This is a genomic window from Pseudoalteromonas rubra (assembly GCF_000238295.3).
GTDB lineage: Bacteria > Pseudomonadota > Gammaproteobacteria > Enterobacterales > Alteromonadaceae > Pseudoalteromonas > Pseudoalteromonas rubra.
In genome coordinates this window covers 1,155,133-1,178,359 of sequence record NZ_AHCD03000035.1, presented here as the reverse complement: position 1 = coordinate 1,178,359, position 23,227 = coordinate 1,155,133, and the positions used below count along the sequence as shown (strand labels likewise).

Below are 23,227 nucleotides of genomic sequence, written 5' to 3'. Positions count from 1 at the left end.
TGTGTTGTTATTTAGGGGACGGAGAGGCTGCGAAACGTTCCGGCCAGATCTGCTGCAATGCGATAAAAAGCTGCATATGCACGTCGACTAAACGGCTAACGTTACGCTGATAACCACCGCCAAGTGCTGCCATCAAAGGAATACCCTGCTGCCTGGCATGGCCTAATACCTGTTTATCTCTTGCCAGTACTCCGTCCAGGCTAACCGCAAGATGGCCGAGTTCATCCAGGCGAAATATATCTGCACCGGCATTGTACAAGATGATGTCTGGTTGATGGAGGCGGGTGCACAGAGACAGGGCGTCGTGGAGCGTTGCCAGATACGTCGCATCTGAGCAATCCACAGGTAAGGCAAAGTCGTAGTCGGATTGACGTTTCAGTTTGGGAAAGTTCTGCTCACAATGCAGCGAGCATGTGATTATCTGCGTATCGTCAGCCAGAATTTCTGCACTGCCGTCACCCTGGTGTACATCACAGTCCAGCAGTAGCACCGTATCGACCTGACCGGTTTGAATAAGGTATCTGGCAGCAATGGCCAAATCGTTGAAAATACAAAAGCCGGCAGCCCGGTCGCTAAAAGCATGATGATAACCACCGCTCAGGTTGGCAGCAAAGCCGTCGCTGAGTGCCAGTTGCACAGCTTCTAATGCAGCCCCTACAGAGCATAACGTACGTTCTACTAATTGCTCTGACCAGGGGAACCCCATGCGTTTGACTGCGCCGTCGGGCAGGGTGCCATTGAGAAACGCAGTGACATATTCTGGTTCATGACATAACGTGATGTGCGCTGGTGAGGCGACTAAGTTAGGTTGAGTCAGCCAGCTGGCACAGGGGGTCTGCAATAGCTGTTGATAGAGCAGGCGATATTTATCAATAGGAAACCTGTGCTTTGGGGGCAAGGGGAGTGCACTGTAGCTGGGGTGGTAAAACAACATAACGGCACTACTACCTTGTTCAAGAACGATTCTGCTTTTCTTGCAGCTGAATCTTATCCTCGGTCGCACTGATGGCTTTTCGGCATCGTCCAAGTCGGCCATGCAGAGCAAGGATTTCTTTGTTTAGTTGACTCGCCTGGTCGGGCGATGCTTTGATCAGTTGGTCCTGACGTAGCGAGATCATCTCTTGCAGTCGTCGCTCGAACTCATGATTTTGAGATAACTCCTGATAGAGTTCATGAGAGGGTTGCATGATCTTTTTCACGGCCTGACGGTACACTTTTGCCTTTTTATGTGGCTGAAAGCGGTTTTCTTTGGCCCAGACAGGCGTTGATTTAAGCACTTTAATAATGGCTTCAATTTGTTCACCAATGTGTTCCACCGCATATTGCAAAGCATGACGCTGCGACTGTGGAGGCAAGTTTGCGAGTGCTTCTTTTACTTCATCCACATAGTCACCGAGTTTCAGGCTTTTGCTACGAAACACATGGCTGTCAAACAGGCTAGGTTGTGACTGAATATAGCGGTTTTTATCAAACCACTTTGCGTTATCAAACTGTTCAGCATGATGTTGCAACTCGTCAACGCGTTGTCTGAGCTTCTCCAGTGGCTGACTCATACCATGTACGCCTCAAATATCAATTTGGCGGTCAACATGATCACCACAGCATTAAACAAGGGTTTAATCAATCGGCTGCCAAATTTTATCGCTGAATGTGCACCAAGCCAGGCGCCCAGCATCAGAAATGCGCCCATCGTTAGCCCCAGTAGGAAATTAACATGACCCAATGCGACAAATGTGATCAGGGAAATGAAGTTCGAGACAAAATTCATCGAACGCGCCAGACCACAATTAAGTAATAGACTCATTTTGTATAGCATGTCATTAGATGCAGTCCAAAAAGTGCCTGTGCCGGGGCCAGCCAGACCATCGAAAAAGCCCAGGGACAGGCCTTGTAGCCATTGTTTGACTTTCAGCATGCCTGTCTTTGGTGGTAAGTCGATGGAGTCGCTGTGACTCATCTTGCCAAACAGGCTATACAAAGCAACCAACAAAATGATGACCGGAATGAGCTTATTGAGAAACTCAATGCTCAGAGAATCAACCAGCAAAGTGCCCAGTGCAGCACCAATGGCCGTGGCCAATACAGAGGCGGCCCAAAACCTTGGATTAAAGAGGTTTTGTTTGTAATAAGTGAAGCTGGCGGTTAACGATCCAAAGCTGGCTGCCAATTTATTGGTGCCCAGTGCCATATGAGGTGGCAGGCCTGCGGTGAGTAAGGCGGGTACCGTGAGCATGCCGCCGCCGCCGGCAATCGCATCAATAAAACCAGCGGCTAGTGCAACTGTACATAGTAACGCCCAGGTAGCTGGGTCTAAAGCAAATTCGAGCATGGATTAGTCTATTTGTTTTGCAAAGGGTGGCAGCGTATCCAGCATCGCCTTGCCGTATCGTTTAGTAACCAGGCGTCTGTCAAGTATGGTGATGCGGCCAGAATCCGTTTCTTTGCGCAGCAGTCTACCACAGCTTTGCACTAATTTCTTGGCAGCATCCGGCACAGTGATAGATAAAAACGGGTTGCCACCCTTTGACTGAATAAATTCAGCTTGAGCTTCTTCAACCGGAGAGGTCGGTACGGCAAAGGGGATTTTGGTGATCACCAGATTTTCGAGATATTTGCCTGGCAAATCGAGTCCTTCTGATAAGCTCTGAGTGCCAAATAAAATACTGCCTGCGCCCAGGTCGATGGCCGCCTGGTGGCGTTTCAATAGCTCTTCACGTGATAGCTCGCCTTGTACCAGGATTTGCCAGTCTTGTTTTCGCAGCTTAGCAACCACGTGATCCATCTGCCAGTAGGAAGCAAATAGCACCAGGTTGGCTTTTTTCTTGTCCAGGAAATCAGGCAGTGCTTCGGCCAGATAGTCGCTAAACGCTTTATCGGTGGGATCGGTTTTAGTTTGGGGAATATGCAACTGCGCCTGTTTGGCATAATCAAATGGTGAGTCGGCTTTGATGTATTTGACGCCGGGTTCATTGCTGAGCCCACTTTCGCGCGCGAAGTGATCAAAGTTGCCCATGGCACTGAGGGTAGCAGAGCACAGCACGGCACCGGCGCACTCTCGCCAGAGGTGATCTTTGAGGTAAAAGCCAACTTCTATCGGGCAGTCGCACAATAAATAGTCATGGTGATGTTTGTAATCGAGACGTTTGATCCAGCGAGCATGGGGTGTGCCTTCGCCTTTTGTTGCGTAGCTGAACCACAGCTTGTTGAGCTGCTCCAGACGATTAATATACTGACCGCTTTCGGCCAAGATGGGATCGGCAATGAACCCCTGTACATCTCCGTCATTCACATCCAGTGTCAGCGCATCATGCATTTTGCTCAGTGCCCGGAGTGCATCCTGAGTTGCATCGGCAATGTCTTTGGCCCGTGCTTTCAGTTGCTCTGGTACTTCACCATGTAAGAAGCGGTGCGTGTCATCATCGTTATAGCTGTAGTCAGATTGATCCAGCATGTCTCTGACCTGACGTAACACCTTATTGGCGTCATTGGCGGCATCGTTGAGTTTAAAGTTCTGTCCGATGGCTTTTTGAGAGACCACGACATTGGCCATTTTGCCGCTGAATTTGAGTAACTTATCGAGCCACTCTATGGTGCCTTTAATGGTTGCGGCAGCCGATGAAAAATCACGGGTAATATGCGGCAAATGGTGGGCTTCATCAATGACGTAAAAGGTATCTTCGGGATCGCTTAAAATTGTACCGCCTCCGAGTTCCAGATCAGCCAGCAACAAGGCGTGATTGATCACTAATACATCCATTTGGGCAATTTTTTGTCTAGCAAGGTGAAAAGGGCACAGATTATGAGATTTTAATTGTCGTTGGCAGGCATGTTTATCACAGGCAATGAGGTTCCAGACTTTGTCGGGAATGGTATCTGCCCAACTATCTCTGTCTCCTTGCCAGCGTTTATCCTGATAGGCTTTCGCCAGTTCCTGTAAACAGCGTTGTTCCATGGCAGATAAAGGCGCACTGGTGGTGGGCATCAGGGACATTTGTGTCTCTTCGCCGCTCACCGCAGCCAGCAGTTTTTGTACACAGATGTAGCGCTGGCGCCCTTTAACCAGGTCAAATTTGAAGTCGAGCCCGGAGTGCTCTCTAAAAAAAGGCAGCTCTTTATTCAGCAACTGCTCCTGCAGCGCTACCGTTGCCGTGGAGATGATCAGTTTTTTCTTTTTTGCCAATGCCATGGGAAGTGCGCCCAGACAATAAGCCAGCGATTTACCTGTGCCGGTTCCTGCTTCAATGACGCAAACACGCTGAGACTTGTGGTAGTCGCCTCCCAGTGTTTTAGCGATTTCTGCGACCAGATAATTTTGCCCGGCGCGAGGGCGATAGCCTTCCAGTTGTTCAGCAATGTTGGTGTGCGCCTGGCGGATGGTTTTTTTTAAAGAATCTGACAGCATGTAGGATCGCTTAAGCAAAAAAGTATGGATATAATTACAGGTATTCTATTCTAGGCGGGGATCCCCTTTGGCACAAGCGGTATATCAGGGCTTTATCCTTTCACGGCAGCAAATCCACCTTAACAACCGGTTACACCTCTGTTATTGGCTGAAATCTGCCGAAGGCTTGTTAAAGGTGATCACCGAAGCACAACAAGCGGTGCTGTTTCTTCGCACAGAGGAGGCTGAAAAGGCGCAGGCTCTCCTGGCTGGGCAAGTCAAAGGGGTGGAGTTCCGACCGCTTGCACTTAAACACTTTGATCAATCTGCTGTGACGGGCCTCTATTGCCCTACATTGAGTAGCTACTACCAGTGCAAGGAGCACCTGGGCGCTCAGGTTACCTTATATGAAGCTGACATTCGTCATGCGGATCGTTATCTGATGGAGCGCTTTATACGCGGTGGTGCCTGGGTATCCGGTCATGCAGTAAACAAAGCTGGTTATATTGAGATCCAGCAAGCGCGCCTGAAACCGGCACCGCATTATGTTCCTGAGTTGTCTATGTTGTCGCTGGATATAGAATGTAGTGGTGAGGGGGTGTTGTTTTCTGTTGGCTTGGTGACGCAAACGCAGCGGCGCGTCATCATGATTGGAGATCCCCAGAAAAGTGATGTTGATGTCCGCTGGGTTGATGATGAATTGGCTCTGTTGCAGGCATTAGTCGAGGAACTCAACCGCCTTGATCCAGACGTGATCATTGGCTGGAACGTGATTGAGTTCGACTGTGTAGTACTTCATGAGCGCTCAGAAGCATTGGGTATCTCATTGAGTATTGGCCGGGATGATAGCCCGATACAGGTATCCAAAGGGAATTTTACCCGTGTGCTGATAGCTGGTCGTGTGGTGCTGGATGGCATAGATACGATGAAGAATGCCACCTACCATTTTGAAACATTTAAGTTGAGCTATGTTGCCCAGCAGGTGCTGGGGGAAAGCAAATTACTCACTCAGGATGACAGGCTGGAGGAGATCATCCGCCTTTTCCACCATGATAAGCCGGCACTTGCAGCCTATAACCTGCAAGATTGCGTATTGGTCTGGGATATCTTTACCCAGTTGTCTTTGCTTGAGTTCGCTATTGCCCGGACTCAGTTAACCGGTCTTGAGCTGGAGCGTATGGGTGGCTCAGTGGCTGCTTTTACAAACTTGTATCTGCCGTTATTACATCGCAGCGGTTATATCGCGCCCAACCTGGGGGAGCATGGCCTGACATTCGACAGTCCCGGAGGGTATGTGATGGACTCGCGGCCAGGGTTATATCAAAATGTGCTGGTGCTGGACTTCAAAAGCCTTTACCCCTCTATTATACGTACATTCCATATTGATCCTATGGGGCTCATCGAAGGGCTCAACGCGCCTCACAATGCAATTAGTGGGTTCAATGAAGGTGTGTTTTCCAGAACCTGTCATCATTTACCTAAACTCGTAGCCCAGCTGGCACTAGCCCGACAGGAAGCCAAAGATCGGGGCGAAAAAATGCTGCAACAGGCCATCAAGATCATTATGAATAGCCTGTACGGGGTGCTGGGTTCCCGGGGCTGTCGATTTTATGACCCGCGTTTGTCCAGCTCCATAACACTGCGTGGCCACGAAATTATGCAGACTACACGTCGCTGGATTGAAGAAATGGGTTACGAGGTGATCTATGGTGATACAGATTCAACCTTTGTATGCGTGCCAGAATCTTTGTCTCCTGTGCAGTGTCAGCAGCTTGGTGAGCACCTGATGAAAGCAATTAATCAACGCTGGACGCAGCAGGTTGACAGTCAGTTTAGTTTACCCAGTTATCTGGAAATTGAGTTTGAAACCCACTACAGCCCGTTCTTTATGCCAACCATCCGTGGTCAGGAAACGGGATCTAAAAAGCGTTACGTCGGTCAGACCCAAACTGAGCAGGGGGCCGAGTTGGTGTTCAAAGGGTTGGAAACGGTGCGCAGTGACTGGACCGAGATTGCCAAAGAGTATCAGCAGGCGGTGATCCGGGCCCTATTTGATAACGAAGATGTGGTTGCGGTAACGGAGCAATACATTGCATTGATCAATAGCGGTCAGGTTGACAATAAGTTGGTCTACAAAAAACGCCTGGGCAAACCGCTGAATGCCTATGTTAAGAATATCCCGCCTCATGTCAGGGCTGCGAAAGAAGCACACAGTCGTGGGTCTGCAAGAAACCTGGGTAAGGGAAGTCAGGTAGCCTACTATATAAGTACAACAGGCCCAAGGCTAATGCAGGGCGTGTTATCCAACCCTGATTACAGCCACTATATAGAAAAACAGATTTTACCTATTTACCAGATGCTACCGGATGTTGACCTGGATGCCATTACCTTAAATGGCCAACGTACGCTGGATTGGTCCTCAGATTTGTAATAGCGTGCAAGCGGTTTTTTAGCTGCTTGTAAGCAAATTTTTTTTTCCGTTTATTTGACGCTCATCACAGAAAAGCAAGTGAAACAAAGCTTTATTTGAATGTAAATACATACTAACGAAATTGGTAATGGTTTGTTTGGGTACTATTTTTCGCATAAAAAAACAGCAAACAAACCAAATTTAAAAATATTTTTTTTAACTAAAATGCGACTTGCATTTCTTTCCTGATATTGGTCCTTGTGTTCTTTGTGTACAGCTCTCATGTGAATTCAATTAAAAAACACATTTATTTTGAAGTGAGTGGTAATTAACTTTAAAACCCTGTTAAAAGCGTGGGTTTCTATTGTTTTTTTGGTGTTCTTGTCTGTTAAGTCTGGGTGGTTTGACGCTTAACACAGGTCGCGATTAGTATCCGTCGCGAAAATTCAGAGACTGCTGAAATCTACTCGGCAAGCTCGTTATAAATACCAACAATACTCATGCTTACCGCCACGTGTAAGCCCAGGGAGAAAACACATGTTGAACACTAAAGTAACTAAGGCCGTGCGTTTAGCACTGGCATTTGGTGCTGCGTCTACGGCTGTGATCGCACAGTCTGCAACTGCTCAGGAAGGTGCTGAAAAAGTAGAACGCATTGAAATCACAGGCTCGCGTATCAAGCGTGTCGACATGGAAGGTGCAAGCCCGGTTGAAGTAATCTCAACCGCTGAATTCGAAGGTCAGGGCCGTGTCTCTGTGGCCGAAGCACTACAAAGTGTGACTTCTAACAGCTTTGGTTCTGTTATCCCAAGCTCAGGTAACAGCGGTCAGTCTCAATCGACAGTGAGCTTGCTGGGCGCTGGTGCTGGTCGTACTCTGGTACTGATCGACGGCAAGCGTATGGGTAGCTCTCCTTCACTGAATGGTGGCGGTGCTAACCTGAGCTCAATCCCGATGGCGGCGGTAGAGCGCATTGAAATTCTGAAAGACGGCGCTTCAGCTATCTATGGTTCTGACGCCATTGCCGGTGTTATCAACGTTATCCTGAAAAAAGACTTCGAAGGTGTGTCTTTCGATATTCAGGTTGGCCGCCCTGAAGCAGAAGGTGCTGACACCAAGCAAATGTCGATGGCATTTGGTGTAAGCTCTGACAAAGGCAACATTACCTTTGTTTACGACCACCAGCAGCGTAACCCAATCTTCTCTCGTGACCGTAGCTATACAGCAGCGTCTATGGAAGATAAAAATGGTGATGGCCTAATCTCTATTTACGACGAGACAGTAGGTATCAGCTACTATGGTGAAACATTCAAAAAGACTTCTGGTGGAGGTTACATCGCCTCGCCTAAATGTGATGAACTAACGAAAACGGTACCTGGTTTTGTCGGTGTGCTTGACCAAGGTAGCAACCTAGGTGGTGTTGGTGGTGGTGAAGTTTGTGCTTATGCTCATGCCGATGTTTCAGCCAACATGGCATCGACCAAGCGCGATTCAGCGATGGCCAGCGTTAACTATGAGCTGACCGATGAATTAGAGCTATATGCACGCGCTATGTTCAGCCGTAATGATTCGTTTGGCCGTTATGCGCCACCTGCGGATTATTTGGACAAGATGGCGGCAGACTACCCGCTTAACCCAACAGGTGAAGAAGCAAACGGATTTTTCCGCTGGTATCAGACCGGTAATCGCGATGGTGAAGTGACGGACTATCAGCAGGATTATACCCTTGGCCTGAAAGGCATGTTTGGCGATACTGCTGAGTGGGAAGTGTCTTACCATAAAGCTAAGCTAGACTACCGTACAGCTGGTCGTTACTACCTGAGTGTAGCTGGTTTGTCGCACAATATTCTGAACGACATTTCACTTGACTCTGAAGAGGGTAAAGCGAATATGCGTGCCACCACCTACACTGAAAGCCAGAGTGAACTGGATCACCTATTTGCAGGTCTTGGCTTTGAGCTGGGTGAACTAGAAGCCGGTGCGATTTCACATTATGTGGGCGCAGAATACTTCGATATGACTTTGGATCAGCGTTACGATGCGCAAAACGAAGCTGGCCTGATAGGCGGTGACGCTGGCGGCTCAGGTGCCGGTGAGCGTGATGTCACGGCGGTATTCTACGAGGTGGCTTTCCCACTACTTGATAACCTGACACTAAGCGCTGCATATCGTTACGACGATTACAGTGACTTTGGTGGTGAAGGTAACCCAAGTGTGAAACTGGACTATCGTCCTATGGATGATCTTTTACTTCGTGCATCATACTCAGAAGGCTTCCGTGCGCCATCTTTGAAAGAGCTGAATGCAAAAGATTCTAAAGGCAGTCCGCGCGTGACTGACTACGTAAGCTGTGCAGCTCAAGGTACGCCTGCTATCAAATGTAGCACGGTTGCAGTCAGTGAGATGCGCAAGGGTAATGACCAGCTTGGTCCGGAAGAATCAACCTATATGAACCTGGGTGTGGTTTACTCTGGCTTTGAAGATGTCTCAATCAAAGTTGATTACTTTGAGCTTGAAATCGACAATGTCATCTCAATCATTACTGCTCAGGATCTGGTTCACATTGAAAACGCCGGTAAGCTTGACGAAGTTCAGGCAAGATACTCATATGTTGGCATCGAGCGCGACGCTGATGGGGTTATCTCAAAGGCATATACTCAGTATGCAAACGGCGCTTCCATGTCTCGTAAAGGGTTTGATATTGACCTGTCTTACAAGTTAGAAACTTCGTTTGGTGACTTTAAGTTCAGAAATGTAACTACATTGCTGACAGAAGTGGGTGAAGATGTCTACTTTACTGGTCCTCGTGAAGATGAGAAGGGCGCGCCGGAAACACCGGAGTGGCGTTCTCAGTTTACTATCAACTACGCAGTTGATAACTACACAGTGAACTGGACGACAGACATCATTGCAGATACTTACGAGACGCAGTCTGTTGTTAAAGTAGATGGTCAAGAACCGTTCAACGTATATGATGGTTCGCTTCCGACCTATGTAACCCACAACCTAAACATGAAGTACTACAGCGATGGCTATGGTACGTTCACGCTGGGTGCACGTAACCTGTTTGACAAAGGTGTGGTTTACGATAGCCAAGGTTTCTATGAAGACTATGCAATTTACAACGCTGGCCACATTGGTCGTGAAATCTTTGCGGGTTATAACATCAGCTTCTAATTTGCAGATGAACTAATTCAGTAAAAAGCCCCGTCAGGGGCTTTTTTTTGCCTCATTCCTAAGCCTATTGCGGGTCTGATATTCTAGCCTTACCTGCTTTAAACATGTCTCGCCCGCCTCTTTTCTGATTACAAAACGACCTCTTTCTAGTCGGTAAGTTCCCCTTGTTCCCCTAAAATCTGTTGTTTTCAAGCGCAATGTGATGGGTTGGAAAAATTGTACCCATTTCAAACATTTTGTTCACAACCTCATGTTTAATATGTGGTTGTCTATGTATTAAAGATCATAAAATGATATAGAAACTGTTAATATCGAGCGTTCCCTATACAGGTAATTGCAAAAAACACATCAGACTGTGTTGACCTAGTGTCTAGTTGTTGTTTAAGATGCATCACTAAGTTACCGTTTTGGTAAAAATACAAAGCGTTTGTTAACGCAAAAAATAAATATAACCATCTTGTATGGTCCAGGGAGAATCCAATGTTAAATAACAAAGTAACAAAAGCGGTTCGCTTAGCGATCGCGTTTGGTGCTGTGTCAGCAACTGCGTTCGCAGCCAATGCTGAACAAGGCGAAGATAAAATCGAGAAGATTGAAGTAACCGGTTCTGCTATCAAGCGTACAGACCTAGAAGGTGCTTTACCTATCGATGTAATCGACGCTTCTGATATCGCAAAATCTGGTGTAACTAGCGTACCAGACCTTATTGCTAACCTACCTGCGATGCAGGGTTTCACAGCTGCTGGTGAGTCAGTAGGTGGTGGCGGTGGTGGTATTCAAACTGCGTCACTTCGTAACCTTGGTGCTGAATATACGCTGGTTCTGGTTAACGGTCGTCGTATGGCTTCTTCGGATTCAGGTTCGAGCATCGACATCAACTCAATTCCTCTATCTGCGATTAAGCGCGTAGAAATTCTGAAAGATGGTGCTTCTGCACTATACGGTTCAGACGCTATCGCGGGTGTTGTTAACTTCATTCTGAAAGATGACGTTCAAGCTACTACTGTAAGTGCGCGTTACGACCAGCCTTCAGACACGTCTAGCTCAAACTTCTCTATCACAACAGGTTTCGGTGATCTGGACAGTGATGGCTTCAATGTTATGGTGAGCTATAGCCGTGATGAGCAGGATAACCTACGCTCAGTTGACCGCGATTTCGCAAAAACAGGTTTCGTTGAGTTTGAGCACGCAGGTCAAAACCTAGTTGCAATCGCGGGTTCTTCAAACGCGATCCCAGGTAACGCTTACGTTAAGTACTACCAGCGTGATGATGCTGGTGAGTTTGTACTGGATGACAACGGCAACCGTAAAACAACAACTTACTCTCTGAACCCGTACAAAGAAGTAAACGGTTCATGTCACACAACAAGTGCACCTTCTGGTAACGCGTGTCAATTTGACTACACCAGCACGCTAGAAATTCAACCAGAAAGTACGCGTGACAACTTGTTCCTACAAGCGATTGCAGCAATTAACGACGACATGGAAGCATATGTAACTGCGTCTGCGTCTAAGTTTGAAATGATTACGCGTATCGCTCCATACCCAACTGGTGGTTTCTCTCTTGATGAAAACAGCCAGTTTGTACAAGACAACGTCATTACGCACCTACCTGATGCAGTTAAAGCCGATATGGTTGAAGGTGGTGTGTCAGCACGCTGGCGTGTACTTCCAGGTGGTAACCGTACTGATGAGTGGACTGCAACTACGTCTCACATCGTTGCTGGTCTGCGTGGTGAATTCAACGAGTGGTCTTATGATTTCGCTATCACTAGCTCAGGTGCAGAGCGCGAACAAGTTCGCCTTACTGGTTACCCGCTAGAGAAAGAGTTCATGGAACTGGTTACTTCTGGTCAGATTAACATCTTTGACGCACCAGAAAACCTGTCTGACGAGCAAAACCAAATGGTTGCAAACACTATGTTTAACGGCCTTTGGGATACCACAGACACTGATTTGCTTGCTATTGAAGGTAAGACTTCAGGCGCAATCGCAGAACTGGATGCAGGTACTGTATACCTAGGTGTTGGTTTCGACTATCGCCAGTCAAGCTACTCACTGACCAATGGTGCGGGTCAAAATGCAGAGATTGTTCTGTTTGAATCTGCGGGTACTGAGTTCGACCTAGAGCGTGACAGCTACGGTGCATTTGCTGAGGTAATCGTGCCGGTATTGGAGAACTTAGAAGTAACTGGTTCACTACGTTACGATGAAATCGGTGAAATCACTGATTCAAAACGCACTGGTAACCAGACTGTTAACGAGAGTGCTGACGACACAACTTACAAGATCAGCCTTTCTTACCGTCCTACTGACGAATTGCTACTACGTGCAAGCTACGGTACTGGCTTCAAGGCTGCGACCATGCGTCAGATTGCTGCACCACGTCTAGAGTTCGGTGTAACGTCATCTCCATATGATTGTCCGGCTGGCTTAGCTCCTGAAAAGGCGCAGTACTGTCACCAGGATAAACTGCAATATGACGTATACCGTGAAGGTGAAAAAGATCTTCAGCCTGAAACATCTAAGCAGTACACATTTGGTTTCGTGTGGGCTGGTGACACTGGTACAAGCTTTGGTATCGACTACTGGAACATCAAGATGGAGAACGAAGTTCGCCGTCTGACTCAGAACCAAATCTTCGGCGACCCGGTAACTTACGACGAGTTGTTCACAACTAAAGTTGACAGAGGTACAGGTGATACAGTTCTAGCTATCATCCAGCCTGCGCGTAACGTTGGTGAATCTCGCACTTCAGGTATCGACTGGCACGTTGATTTCACAACTAACTTCTCATTTGGTGAGTTGAAGTCTAGCCTGATGGGTACATACTTAATCGAAGACGAAAGCCTGCGTGTTGGTACTACAGATACTTGGGATACTAGCCTTGGTAAAGTAGGTACAGATGAAGAAGTTGCTTTCCGTAACATCATCAACTTCAACAACACATTAACGCATGGCGACTTCACGCACAGCCTGAACCTTAAGGCGCGCAGCGGTTACACTGATGCAAGTGCAGACGTGAGCTTCTATGTTGCTCAGGCTGACGATTGGGATTCAGCAGTAGACGGTAGTGTTATCCAGAAACACGTTCCTGTTTACATGACATTCGATTATCGTCTTGCTTACGCTTGGGGCGACAATGCAAACATCGCGTTCGGTATTAAGAACCTGTTCGACAAAGAGCCTCCGTTCACTCTTAACGCAGCAGCTGGTCACCAGGTTGGTTACGACCCGCGTTATGCTGACCCGTATGGTCGTACTTTCTACCTACAAGCAGATTACACATTCTAATTCTGCCTGACTAAGTAGAATCTACTAATGAGCCCCTGCACTGAGCAGGGGCTTTTTTGTTGCAAATATTCGCAACCTTTATTGTTGTAATTTATGCATCAATTGGTTTTTATAAAATGCTCACATTCGTCTAGATCCAACCCCGTTCAAATTTTGTTATTCATTCTCAGAATAGACCGCCTAAAACCCATCAAGGTGATTAAAAAGTCGTCAAATTATCGTGAATAAAGGCCCTGAAATCCCTACACATATGAGTCAGATAATTTCATTCTTGTAACCCATTGTTTTTATAGTGTTTTCTTGTTTCTTTTTTGGGTTTTTTGTTTCCGTTTTAAAAAAGGTTGTTGACCTTTTGTTTTTCATGCGATTAGTATGTTTCACCAATATGGCTAAAAGTGCACGCACTTGTTACCCATATAAAATCAAGAAAATACATAAAAACAATGCTTTAAAAGACTTATTTAAAGCCAGGGAGAAAACAAATGTTAAATAGCAAGATCTCGAAAGCGGTCCGCTTAGCACTGGTATACGGTGCAGTATCTGCTACAGCTTTTGCAGTAAATGCAGAAGAGTCAGAAGAGAAAATTGAGAAAATCGAAGTAACAGGTTCAAGCATCAAGGGTACAGACCTTGCTGGTGCACTGCCTGTAAACATTCTTAGTGCAGAAGACATCAAAAATACTGGTGTAACATCTGTACCTGATTTGGTTGCTCAAATCCCATCAATGCAGGGCTTTACAACACCTGTTTCTTCTGTAGGTGGCGGCGGTGCCGGTACAGCTACAGCTGCACTACGTGGTCTGGATGATGACTACACCTTGGTGCTTCTAAATGGCCGACGCATTGCACCATTTGGTTCATCTAACACTGTTGACTTGAACACTATTCCGCTGGCTGCTATTGAGCGTGTTGAGGTTTTATCAGACGGTGCTTCTGCACTATATGGTTCTGACGCAATCGCTGGTGTTATCAACTTTATCCTTAAAGATGAAGTAGATAAGTCTACAGTTTCTGTTCGTTATGATCGTCCTCAAGAAGAGGGTGGTGAAGCTATGAGCCTGAGCTTCACGACTGGTTTCGGTAACTTTGAGCAAGATGGTTTCAGCATCGTAGCGTCTGTGACTCATGACTCTACCGACCCTATGCGTTCAAAAGATCGTGAGTTTTCTAAGACTGGTTTCTTGGAGTTCGAACACAATCAAAATCAATATTACGATATCAATGGTTCAGCGAACTCTATCCCTGGTAATGCCCAGATTCTAGTTGGTGGTCGTGACCCTGAAACGGGTGCAATCACTGAAGGTTCATACTTCAGATGGTTTACGCCGCACCTAGAGGAAGGTGGTTCATGTGCTCCTGATACTGCGCAACCTATTGGTGATCCACGTTGTGTATTTGATTACACCAGCACATTAGAAATTTACCCGGAAACAGAGCGTACCTCGCTAGTGTTGCAGGGTGATCTTGCAATTTCAGATAACCTAACTGGTTTTGCAACAGTAACTTACACAGACTTTAGTCAGATTCCACGTATTGCTCCAGAGCCGACAGGATTCATCAACATTGGTATTAATAGCCCATTGTTTGCAAAGTATGCTGAGCCACACTTGACTGAAGATGAGAAAGGCAAGGTTACTGAGTTCCGCGGTACTTGGCGTGGTTTGCCTGGTGGTAACCGTACAACCGAATGGTCTGCTCAAGCGCTTAACATCATGGGTGGTATTGAAGGTACTCTATTAGACACTATCGATTTCAACACGGCGTTTGTCTACTCGACTTCAGAACGTGACGAAACGATTCTGGATGGTTACTACAACGGTGATACTTTCGCACCTGCAATCGTTGCCGGCGAAATCGATATCTTCACAACTTACGAAGATTTCATCGCTAATGAAGGCGCAATGAGTGCACTTGAAAGCACTAAGTGGCGTGCACCTGAAGCAACGACTAATACCGAGTTGGTGTCGTTAGACTTCCGTGCGTCTCAGCCTCTGTTTGAACTGCCTGCTGGTGAAGTTTATGTAGGTTACGGTGCGGATATCCGTGAAAATAGCTACGAAAATACGCGTTCTCCAGAAAACATCTCTGATAAGCGTTTTGGTGACAACGGTGGCGACTTTGACTATAAGCTAGAGCGTCAATCTTGGGGCCTATTCACAGAGTTCCAGATCCCTGTTCTTGAGAGCCTGAACTTCAATGTTGCGCTACGTTATGATAACGTTGGTGCGGTAGACGATACGCTGAATGGCACGACGCTTGGTGAAGATGAAAACGATACCACGTACAAAGTCAGCTTCCGCTACAATGCAACTGATGACCTAGTACTTCGTGGTTCAATCGGTACAGGCTTTAAAGTGGCATCACTAACTGATATCGCTCGCCCATTGTCAGCGTGGGGTGTGACAACTTCACCTTACACTTGTCCACTAGCGGCAAATGATCCAAAAGCGATCTTCTGTCCAGCGGGTAACACTCAGTACCAGTACAGCATCGAAGGTAATGCAGCACTAGTACCTGAGCAGTCTACGCAAAGCACATTTGGTTTCGTTTACTCGCCGTCTACAGATTTCACTTTCCAAATGGACTACTGGAAAGTAGAGATTGAAGACCAGGTTCAGTACCCAGATCAGTCATACTTGTTCGCAAACGCGAGCCAGTTCCCAACTTACTTCTTCCTGGAAGCTAACCGCTCTGACCCAAGTATTCAGGAAGTTGCTCTGAGAAACTCACCAATTAACATCGGTGAAAGTGTTACAGCTGGTGTTGACTGGCAGGTAATGTTAACAAACGAGTTGTCTTTCGGTGAACTGAAAACAGTCGTTCAGGGTACTTATATCACTGAATCTGAGTACACACGTCCAGGTGTTGTTCCTTTCGAGTGGACAAGCAGCTTAGGCCGCTATGGTGAAGATCAGGATGTTGTATTCCGCAACGTTATCAATGTTCAGAATACATTGTCTCACGGTGACTTCGCGCATACTTTACGCTTCAGCTATAAGTCTGGCTGGGAAGATATGCCAACGACTGTAAGTGTTGGTACTATTGATGAGCCTGTACTTGACAGCGAAGGCAACCCAACTACTGAGCGAGTTCAACTTCACATTCCATCTTATGTTAAGACGGACTATAAGCTAGATTATCGTGGCTTTGAAGATACAACTATCACGTTTGGTATCAATAACCTGATGGACAAAGAGCCACCTATGTCACTGGCGGATCCTGAAGGTCACCTGGTTGGTTACGAAGGTCGTTACTATGATCAGTTCCTACGCACTTATTACATCAGCGTAGACTACTCTTTCTAATGAGTTAAACAGCTCATTTAACGAAAGCACTATGCCAGTCAGGTTATCTGACTGGCATTTTTATATCTGCGTGTTTTAAAAAGTTTTAATTATAAAAAACTGTCTACGAACAGGTATAAGGGTTGGTCGCATTGTTTGGCTGGTTTATTGCAATGTTCTACATTGAATGCTTAAAGAAATATAGATATTAGGGCAGTAAATGGGGGTGTAAACAGTTGAACGAATTTGTTTTTATTTACGCCAGACTAATAAAATGGAGATTAATTATATTGGAAATAGTTTAGAACTATTTATTGTTTAATTCTCCTCTCTCCAATACATAGAGTTAGTCGTACTCAGCTTTATGGTCTCATGTCACTTTTATCGATAAAATGCATCTCTCAGGACTCTGGCCCGGGATAACATCAGACTTCGCATTACCCACCTCTCTTTGTCTAATTTGACTAATGATTTTGTCCTTTGAATTAATATTATGTTTTTTTGTAGGTTTCTCTCAATCCATTGTTATATTTAGAGGGAGTTATGCATTTTCATTATGTAAAAATTAATGTTTGGTGACTCATGTTGACAGCGCGGGTTACTTGTATTTATATTAGGTATGTAGTATTAAATTTTAGTGCTGTCTTTTTTGTCATGGCTTTAGCTAAAGTTTTAATGCTTTACACTTCGGGATATAGATAAAGGATGAAATATGAAGCTTAAAATGATTTGCTCGATACTCGCTATGGTTCTTATGAGTGCATGTAGTACTACAAAGTCTGATAAAACAGCCGGTACTGATTACCGCTGTAAACAAGTTCGCTCGCTAGGTAGTAATATACCGAGTACTTACTGCTCTACTAAAAAAGAGAGACAAGAAGCTCGTGAAAAAGCCAAAGAAGCAGTAAGAAACTCTCGGCAAACGAGTGTTATTAGTGGCGGAAATGGTTGATATTAAAATTAGTTAAAGGAGATATAATGATGAGAATAGTACTTTCCCTTCTGACAATAGCATTGCTTTCAGGTTGTAATTCAACGTCTACTGACCGCACAGCCAGCAATGATGGATACCGGTGTAAGCAAGTAACAGGTCTGGGTTCCAACATACCAAACGTATATTGTTCAACAAAAAAGGAAAGAGAAGAGGCTGCTAAGCGCGGTATGGAGTCTGCCCGAACTTCACAAAGAGTTGGTTTGATTACGGGCGGAGACGGAAATTAAAAGCTTTCAGCTGATAGAAAAGTTCAGGTTTTTTTTGTACAACCAACACGTTCAAGTGACGTCAAAGAGCCAAGTGAAAACTTGGTTTTTTGACCTCGTTACTCAAGGCAAATTCTGCCCTGAACTACTAAAACTAAAAAGCCACTGTGGTTGTAAAACTACCGTTAGTGGCATGCTTTAGATGTGTGCTACAAGATGCTCTAAAACCTCGTAGTGTAATATTTTAGGTCGGATTTTAACTATTTACCTCACATCCACCACTTTACTGGCTTTTTTATAGCGTATCTTAAATCCTGCCCAGGCAGGGAGTTCCCAGCGCTTTGGCGCATCTTTGCGATCACCATGCACATATTCGAGGGTAATACGCTTGGCGGTAAAGCTGTAAGTGACCAGCATGGTCAGTTCAGGCAAAGTGACTTTTAGCGGGTACTTCTCCATAAAGGGTTCAATAATCCAGGTCTCTAGCGGTAAATAAAACAAATCCTGTGCCTCAATTAATTCAAGGTCATCCTGTGTTTCAATGCCTAAATCCATGAGGGTTTGTGTTAGCCATTGGATTGCGCTGGGGAGTACCGGTAAGTCACTTTGCTCATGCTGATGGTAAAGGTGTTGGTAGTCCAGCATAGTATTGACTTGTTGCCAGACGCCATCGAAGAGCTGCGCTTGCTCGATCAGTTTCACACACGCAGGGATCAGATGCGGTCCTTCAGCAAGCTGCTGTTGACGCGCTAGTACTGTCCCCGCATAGCTATGTGTCAGCTCAGCCCATATCGTGCCGTCTTCCAGATAAGCCTGCTCAAGGCTGATGTTTGTTGGTGCATATTGGGAGATCAATGCACGCGAAACAGGCGCTGCCAGGGTAGCCAAAGTGGTTGCCTGCTTTACACCTTTTCCGGCCAGAGCATAGGTATCTAACACCAGGATAGCTTCACTAGTGTCACAGATGCGTGATTCTTTTGCTGGCACCACTTCACTGTAACCATTACCAAAACCACCGCGACGGTTATCCTTTTTAATAAACAACCAGTCCGGGCGGGCAGAGGCAATAGCGCACAGTAGCGCATCTCTGTCATAACTGGCAGCTTTATCCAGTGGTGGTAACGAAAAGGTTTCTCTGAGTTGCTGGCTGAATTGTCTGGCTTCACGAATGGCCTCGTCTTCAGTCAGTACGCCAGGGGCTTTTCCACGCAGTAGTGCAATCACCAATTCCAGGTCGCAGTTGTGGGGCAGTGCTTTACTGAGTGCTTCGAGTTGCTCCGTTTGCGCTGGCAACCGATATACGCGTGCCGGTACCGACATAACGGCCACTGCATCGATCATCGCCTGACGCAGACGGTTATCCGGCATACAGGTTATGAGATGGCCCAGTTCGACATCGATGGGTAAGGGATAAAGCTGTCTGCCAAGGTCGGTTGCACGGCTATGTTCGTCCAGTGCACCTATTTTCCTGAGCAGGTCGCGTGCGCGTTGCCCGGAGCTGGCAGGCAGGGGGTCGATAAAACTGAGTGTGTCTATCCCCTCGGTGGCACAGCCAGCTGCCAATACTAGCTCTGTGAGAGCCTCTCTGTGTATTTCTGGTGGGGTACTGTCTATGAGCGGTGCATATTGCCCGTACAGACGCAGACAGAGGCCTTCCTGAGTGCGTCCGGCCCGGCCCAGGCGTTGTTTAGCCGAATCTTTACCGATTGCATCCAGACCGAGTACTGTTTTGCCATTTCTTAAATGAGTGCGTCGTTCCAGGCCCGAGTCAATCACGCAGGTAATATTGGGTATGGTCAGTGAGGTTTCAGCCACATTGGTAGCCAGAATGATCCTTTGTCGGGGTTGTTGTTGCAAAGCGCGTTGCTGATCGTCCGGCGCACAGCCACTAAATAACGGGACTATTAGCGCATCAAGCGATTTGCATTGAGCGGCACACTGGATTATCTCTCCTTTGCCGGGCAGGAACACCAGGATGTCGCCACTGGTATGTTGCAGAGCATAGTCGCAGGCGGCCGTAACTCTTTCACTGAGATTGTCTTTACTTGGCATAGTGCGCATATCTTTGGCAAGAAACCGCTCTTCCACGTCGAACATCTTGCCTTTGGAGGTCAGTAATGGCGCATCCAGGTAGCGGGCCAGCCGCTGCGTTGACAAAGTGGCAGAGGTCACAATCAGGTGATGCGTAGCTTGTTGTTTCAGCATGGCAAGCAACAGGTCCATATCCCAGCGTCGCTCATGGAATTCATCCAGCATGACGGTGTCAAAGTCGGTTAGCTTATTGTCGAAGTACCAGCGTAACGCCACTCCGGGTGTGACAAATACGATTTGCGAGTTGTCACTAAACACGCCTTCGAAACGAATGGCATAGCCAACCTGCTCACCGAGTTTACACCTTTGTTGCTGGGCGACGTATTCAGCCAGTGACGTGCAGGCAATACGTCGCGGTTGGATCACCAGGACCCGGCCTTGCTGGGCGGCCCAGACGGGGAGTTGGGTTGATTTTCCTGAGCCGGTGGCGGCAGCAACAATCACGTTGCCTGCGGCTAAATGATCACAAAATTGGGCTTTAATCTGTTCGATGGGCAAGGACATACGGGCTTGATACTGTTAGATATTTTTTAAAGTGTTGAGGATTTTAACAAATCTTGCTTGAAAAGACTGCCTGTGGTGCGCATCTCTGAATAAAATATCAACGCGTATTAATCAATGACAGAAATCAGTTTACTCGTCGCTCTGGTGGTATTTTGTATCATTTACTGGCGACTCGACGACATCAAGCGTGCTTACTGGCAGCGTAAATATAGTGCGCAAACTTTAAATGAGCTGGACAGGCAGGTACTGCTGCGATATATGCCGATTTATCGCAATATGACTGATCATGATCGGGCCCGTCTGGAGCGGCACATCGTGTGGTTTTTAGGCGAAAAGCGGCTGCTTGGCCGTGATGGATTGAAAACCAACCGGGCTATGGCATTGATCATTGCGGCAGATGCGTGTTTGCTGGTGCTTAATCAACGCTGGCCGCTGTACCCAAATGTGAAAGAGATTTTGTTATACCCTAGCAGTTATTATGCCGGGCAAAATAATCGTGACAGCGCGGGGCTGGTGAGTTTTCACACGGTAGTGCGGCAGGGCGAATCCTGGCCTGGTGGCACACTGGTCTTGAGCTGGCATGATGTGCTTGAGGGTAACCGCTTGCCAGAAGATGGTCATAATCTGGTGTTTCATGAATTTGCACATCAGCTCGATCAACAGACAGGCCAGACTAATGGGACGCCCCGGTTACCAAAAGGGATGAGTTACAAAAAGTGGGGAGAGGTATTATCGCGGGCGTATCAGCAGTTAAAAACGCAATTGGCCTACCACATGCCACATGTTGTACACGAATATGGGGCTACCAACGAAGCTGAGTTCTTTGCGGTGATAACAGAGACGTTTATTGAGAAGCCATTGCAACTTAAGCAGGAAAATCCGGAGTTATTCTATTTGCTGAGCGATTACTACCGTTTTGATCCGCGTGATTGGATCAAATAGTGGTGTGCGTCACCTGGCTGAGATGTATCAAGCTCAGACATAAAAAAACCGCTTCAACTGAAGCGGTTTTTTATCTAAATCAGATTATGAAAAGCTGATCTCACCACGCTCTTTGCGTCTGTTATCACGCTTGTCACCACGTGGGTCTTTAAAGCTGCGCTTGCGATCGCCACGGCCTTCATTGCGACCTTCAAAGCGACGCTCATCACGACCGCCTGAACGACGTTCGCCACCACGACGCTCACCACCGTTGCCCTGATCGGCCGGGTGCGTGCTCTTGGTCATCTTCATTGGGCGCTGACAAATGTAAACGCTCTGGAAGTGTGACAGCGTATCTGCAGGCATATCCTGAGGCAGTTGCACTGTGCTGTGCTCATCAAACAAACGGATTTCACCGATAAACTTGCTTGAGATATCAGCTTCGTTGGCAATCGCACCAACAATGTTCTTCACCTGTACGCCATGTTCACGACCTACTTCGATACGATAGGTGTCCATAGGACCGGTGTTGCGACGTGCATTGCCTTTGCGCTCGCCACGTTCGCCACGACGCTCGCGGTTGCCGTCACGGTTACCATCGCGTTCACGACGTTCACGTTGTACCTGGATTTCCTGAACTTTCAGCGGAGACTGCTGCTGTGCCAGGCACAGTAGTGCAGCGGACAGCTCTGTTTGAGTCAGCTCCAGCTTTTCAGCCATGCCCTGTGCCACTTCACTGAAGAACTCAATGTCTTTGTGATCCAGCGCCAGGCTTAGTTTGCTTTGTAGTGCTTCAATACGCTTTTGCTCAACAACTTTCGCGTTAGGCAGTTCCACTTGCTCGATGTCTGAGCGAGTGTGGCGCATGATGTTACGTAGCAGGTAACGCTCATTACCTTTAACAAACAGGATAGCTTTACCTTTACGGCCAGCACGACCTGTACGACCGATGCGGTGAACATAGGCTTCGCTATCTTGCGGGATATCGTAGTTGATAACCAGGCTCAGACGATCTACGTCCAGACCACGTGCAGCAACGTCAGTTGCGATAACGATATCTAACAGACCACTTTTCAGACGCTCTACTGTGCGCTCACGGGCTTGCTGGTTCATGTCACCATTAAGTGGTGCCGCAGAGAAACCTTCGCGCTCAAGTAGTTCAGCCAGCTGAACAGTATCGTTACGAGTACGAACAAACACGATAGACGCATCGTAATCTTCCGCTTCTAAGAAGCGTACGATGGCTTTGTTTTTATGTGTCGTTGCACGCCAGTAAACTTGTTCAATGGTGTCAACCGTTGAATTACGTGGTGTGATTTTTACTTGCTCTGCGTTATCTAAATACTTAGAACAAATAGATTGGATCTGCTTTGGCATGGTTGCTGAGAACAAACAGGTTTGCTTCTCTACTGGTGTTTTTTCCATGATGCTTTCAACATCATCGATAAAGCCCATGCGTAGCATCTCATCGGCTTCGTCCAGCACTAAGGCTTTCAGATCCGACAAATCAATGGTCTTACGGTTAATATGGTCAATCAAACGACCCGGTGTTGCCACAATGATTTGTGCGCCACGACGTAGTGCGCTTAGCTGCACGCCATAGCTTTGTCCGCCATACAGAGCCAATACTTCAACACCTTTGGTGTATTTAGCGTATTGGTTGAAGGCTTCCGCGACCTGTAAAGCCAGCTCGCGTGTTGGAGTCAATACTAATATCTGTGGTTGCTTAACGGATGCGTCAACATTGTTTAATAGCGGCAACGCGAACGCCGCCGTTTTGCCCGTACCCGTCTGCGCTAGTCCCAGCACGTCCTTTCTTTCTAGCAATAACGGTATACATTGAGCCTGGATCTCAGAAGGTGATTGATATCCCAGCTCTTCGACTGCCTTCAAAATTGCAGGAGAAAGATCTAAAGATTCAAACGTGACTGGTTCTGACATTAATGCGCCTCAACAAGTTAAAAG

At 46.9% G+C, this 23,227-nt stretch carries 12 protein-coding genes; 6 read left to right on the top strand and 6 right to left on the bottom strand.

From position 1 onward, the window contains the following. Positions 1-7 precede the first annotated feature (7 nt). From PRUB_RS16520 to dinG, 4 genes are read right to left on the bottom strand one after another with little or no spacing between them, the layout of a single operon-like run. Positions 8-934 (bottom strand): histone deacetylase family protein, encoded by a 927-nt coding sequence (locus PRUB_RS16520; RefSeq protein WP_010382524.1) that lies wholly within the window; start codon positions 932-934, stop codon positions 8-10. A 19-nt stretch (positions 935-953) separates the two neighbouring features. Further along, positions 954-1,553, bottom strand: coding sequence for a primosomal replication protein (locus PRUB_RS16515; RefSeq protein ID WP_010382523.1), 600 nt, complete (start codon positions 1,551-1,553; stop codon positions 954-956). Then, the gene (locus PRUB_RS16510; protein ID WP_010382520.1) at positions 1,550-2,329 is read right to left on the bottom strand and encodes a TSUP family transporter; all 780 of its coding nucleotides are present in this window, start codon (positions 2,327-2,329) and stop codon (positions 1,550-1,552) included. The genes PRUB_RS16515 and PRUB_RS16510 overlap by 4 nt, the downstream gene beginning before the upstream one ends. Before the next feature lie 3 nt (positions 2,330-2,332). Next, the gene (gene dinG, locus PRUB_RS16505) at positions 2,333-4,402 is read right to left on the bottom strand and encodes an ATP-dependent DNA helicase DinG (RefSeq protein ID WP_010382518.1); all 2,070 of its coding nucleotides are present in this window, start codon (positions 4,400-4,402) and stop codon (positions 2,333-2,335) included. A gap of 67 nt (positions 4,403-4,469) precedes the next feature. On the opposite strand from dinG, the gene PRUB_RS16500 reads away from it, so the two are divergent. The 5 genes from PRUB_RS16500 (at position 4,470) to PRUB_RS16480 (ending at position 17,498) form a co-directional block, all read left to right on the top strand. Then, positions 4,470-6,812, top strand: coding sequence for a DNA polymerase II (locus PRUB_RS16500; protein WP_010382517.1), 2,343 nt, complete (start codon positions 4,470-4,472; stop codon positions 6,810-6,812). A 516-nt stretch (positions 6,813-7,328) separates the two neighbouring features. After that, entirely contained in the window at positions 7,329-9,968 is a 2,640-nt protein-coding gene (locus tag PRUB_RS16495; protein ID WP_010382515.1) for a TonB-dependent receptor plug domain-containing protein, read from the top strand. 480 nt (positions 9,969-10,448) lie between these two features. After that, the gene (locus PRUB_RS16490; protein WP_010382512.1) at positions 10,449-13,262 is read left to right on the top strand and encodes a TonB-dependent receptor; all 2,814 of its coding nucleotides are present in this window, start codon (positions 10,449-10,451) and stop codon (positions 13,260-13,262) included. Positions 13,263-13,744: 482 nt separating this feature from the next. Next, positions 13,745-16,567, top strand: a complete 2,823-nt coding sequence (locus PRUB_RS16485) for a TonB-dependent receptor domain-containing protein (protein WP_010382510.1) — start codon at positions 13,745-13,747, stop codon at positions 16,565-16,567. 691 nt (positions 16,568-17,258) lie between these two features. After that, positions 17,259-17,498, top strand: a complete 240-nt coding sequence (locus PRUB_RS16480) for a hypothetical protein (RefSeq protein ID WP_155946387.1) — start codon at positions 17,259-17,261, stop codon at positions 17,496-17,498. A gap of 512 nt (positions 17,499-18,010) precedes the next feature. On the opposite strand, the gene PRUB_RS16475 is transcribed toward PRUB_RS16480, so the two are convergent. Continuing rightward, complete coding sequence (locus PRUB_RS16475) at positions 18,011-20,341, bottom strand: helicase-related protein (protein ID WP_010382508.1); 2,331 nt, start codon at positions 20,339-20,341, stop codon at positions 18,011-18,013. A 114-nt stretch (positions 20,342-20,455) separates the two neighbouring features. On the opposite strand from PRUB_RS16475, the gene PRUB_RS16470 reads away from it, so the two are divergent. After that, positions 20,456-21,283, top strand: a complete 828-nt coding sequence (locus PRUB_RS16470) for a M90 family metallopeptidase (protein ID WP_010382507.1) — start codon at positions 20,456-20,458, stop codon at positions 21,281-21,283. A gap of 84 nt (positions 21,284-21,367) precedes the next feature. Here PRUB_RS16470 and PRUB_RS16465 read toward each other — a convergent pair whose 3' ends face one another. Then, positions 21,368-23,203 (bottom strand): DEAD/DEAH box helicase, encoded by a 1,836-nt coding sequence (locus PRUB_RS16465; RefSeq protein ID WP_010382506.1) that lies wholly within the window; start codon positions 23,201-23,203, stop codon positions 21,368-21,370. Positions 23,204-23,227: the final 24 nt, after the last annotated feature.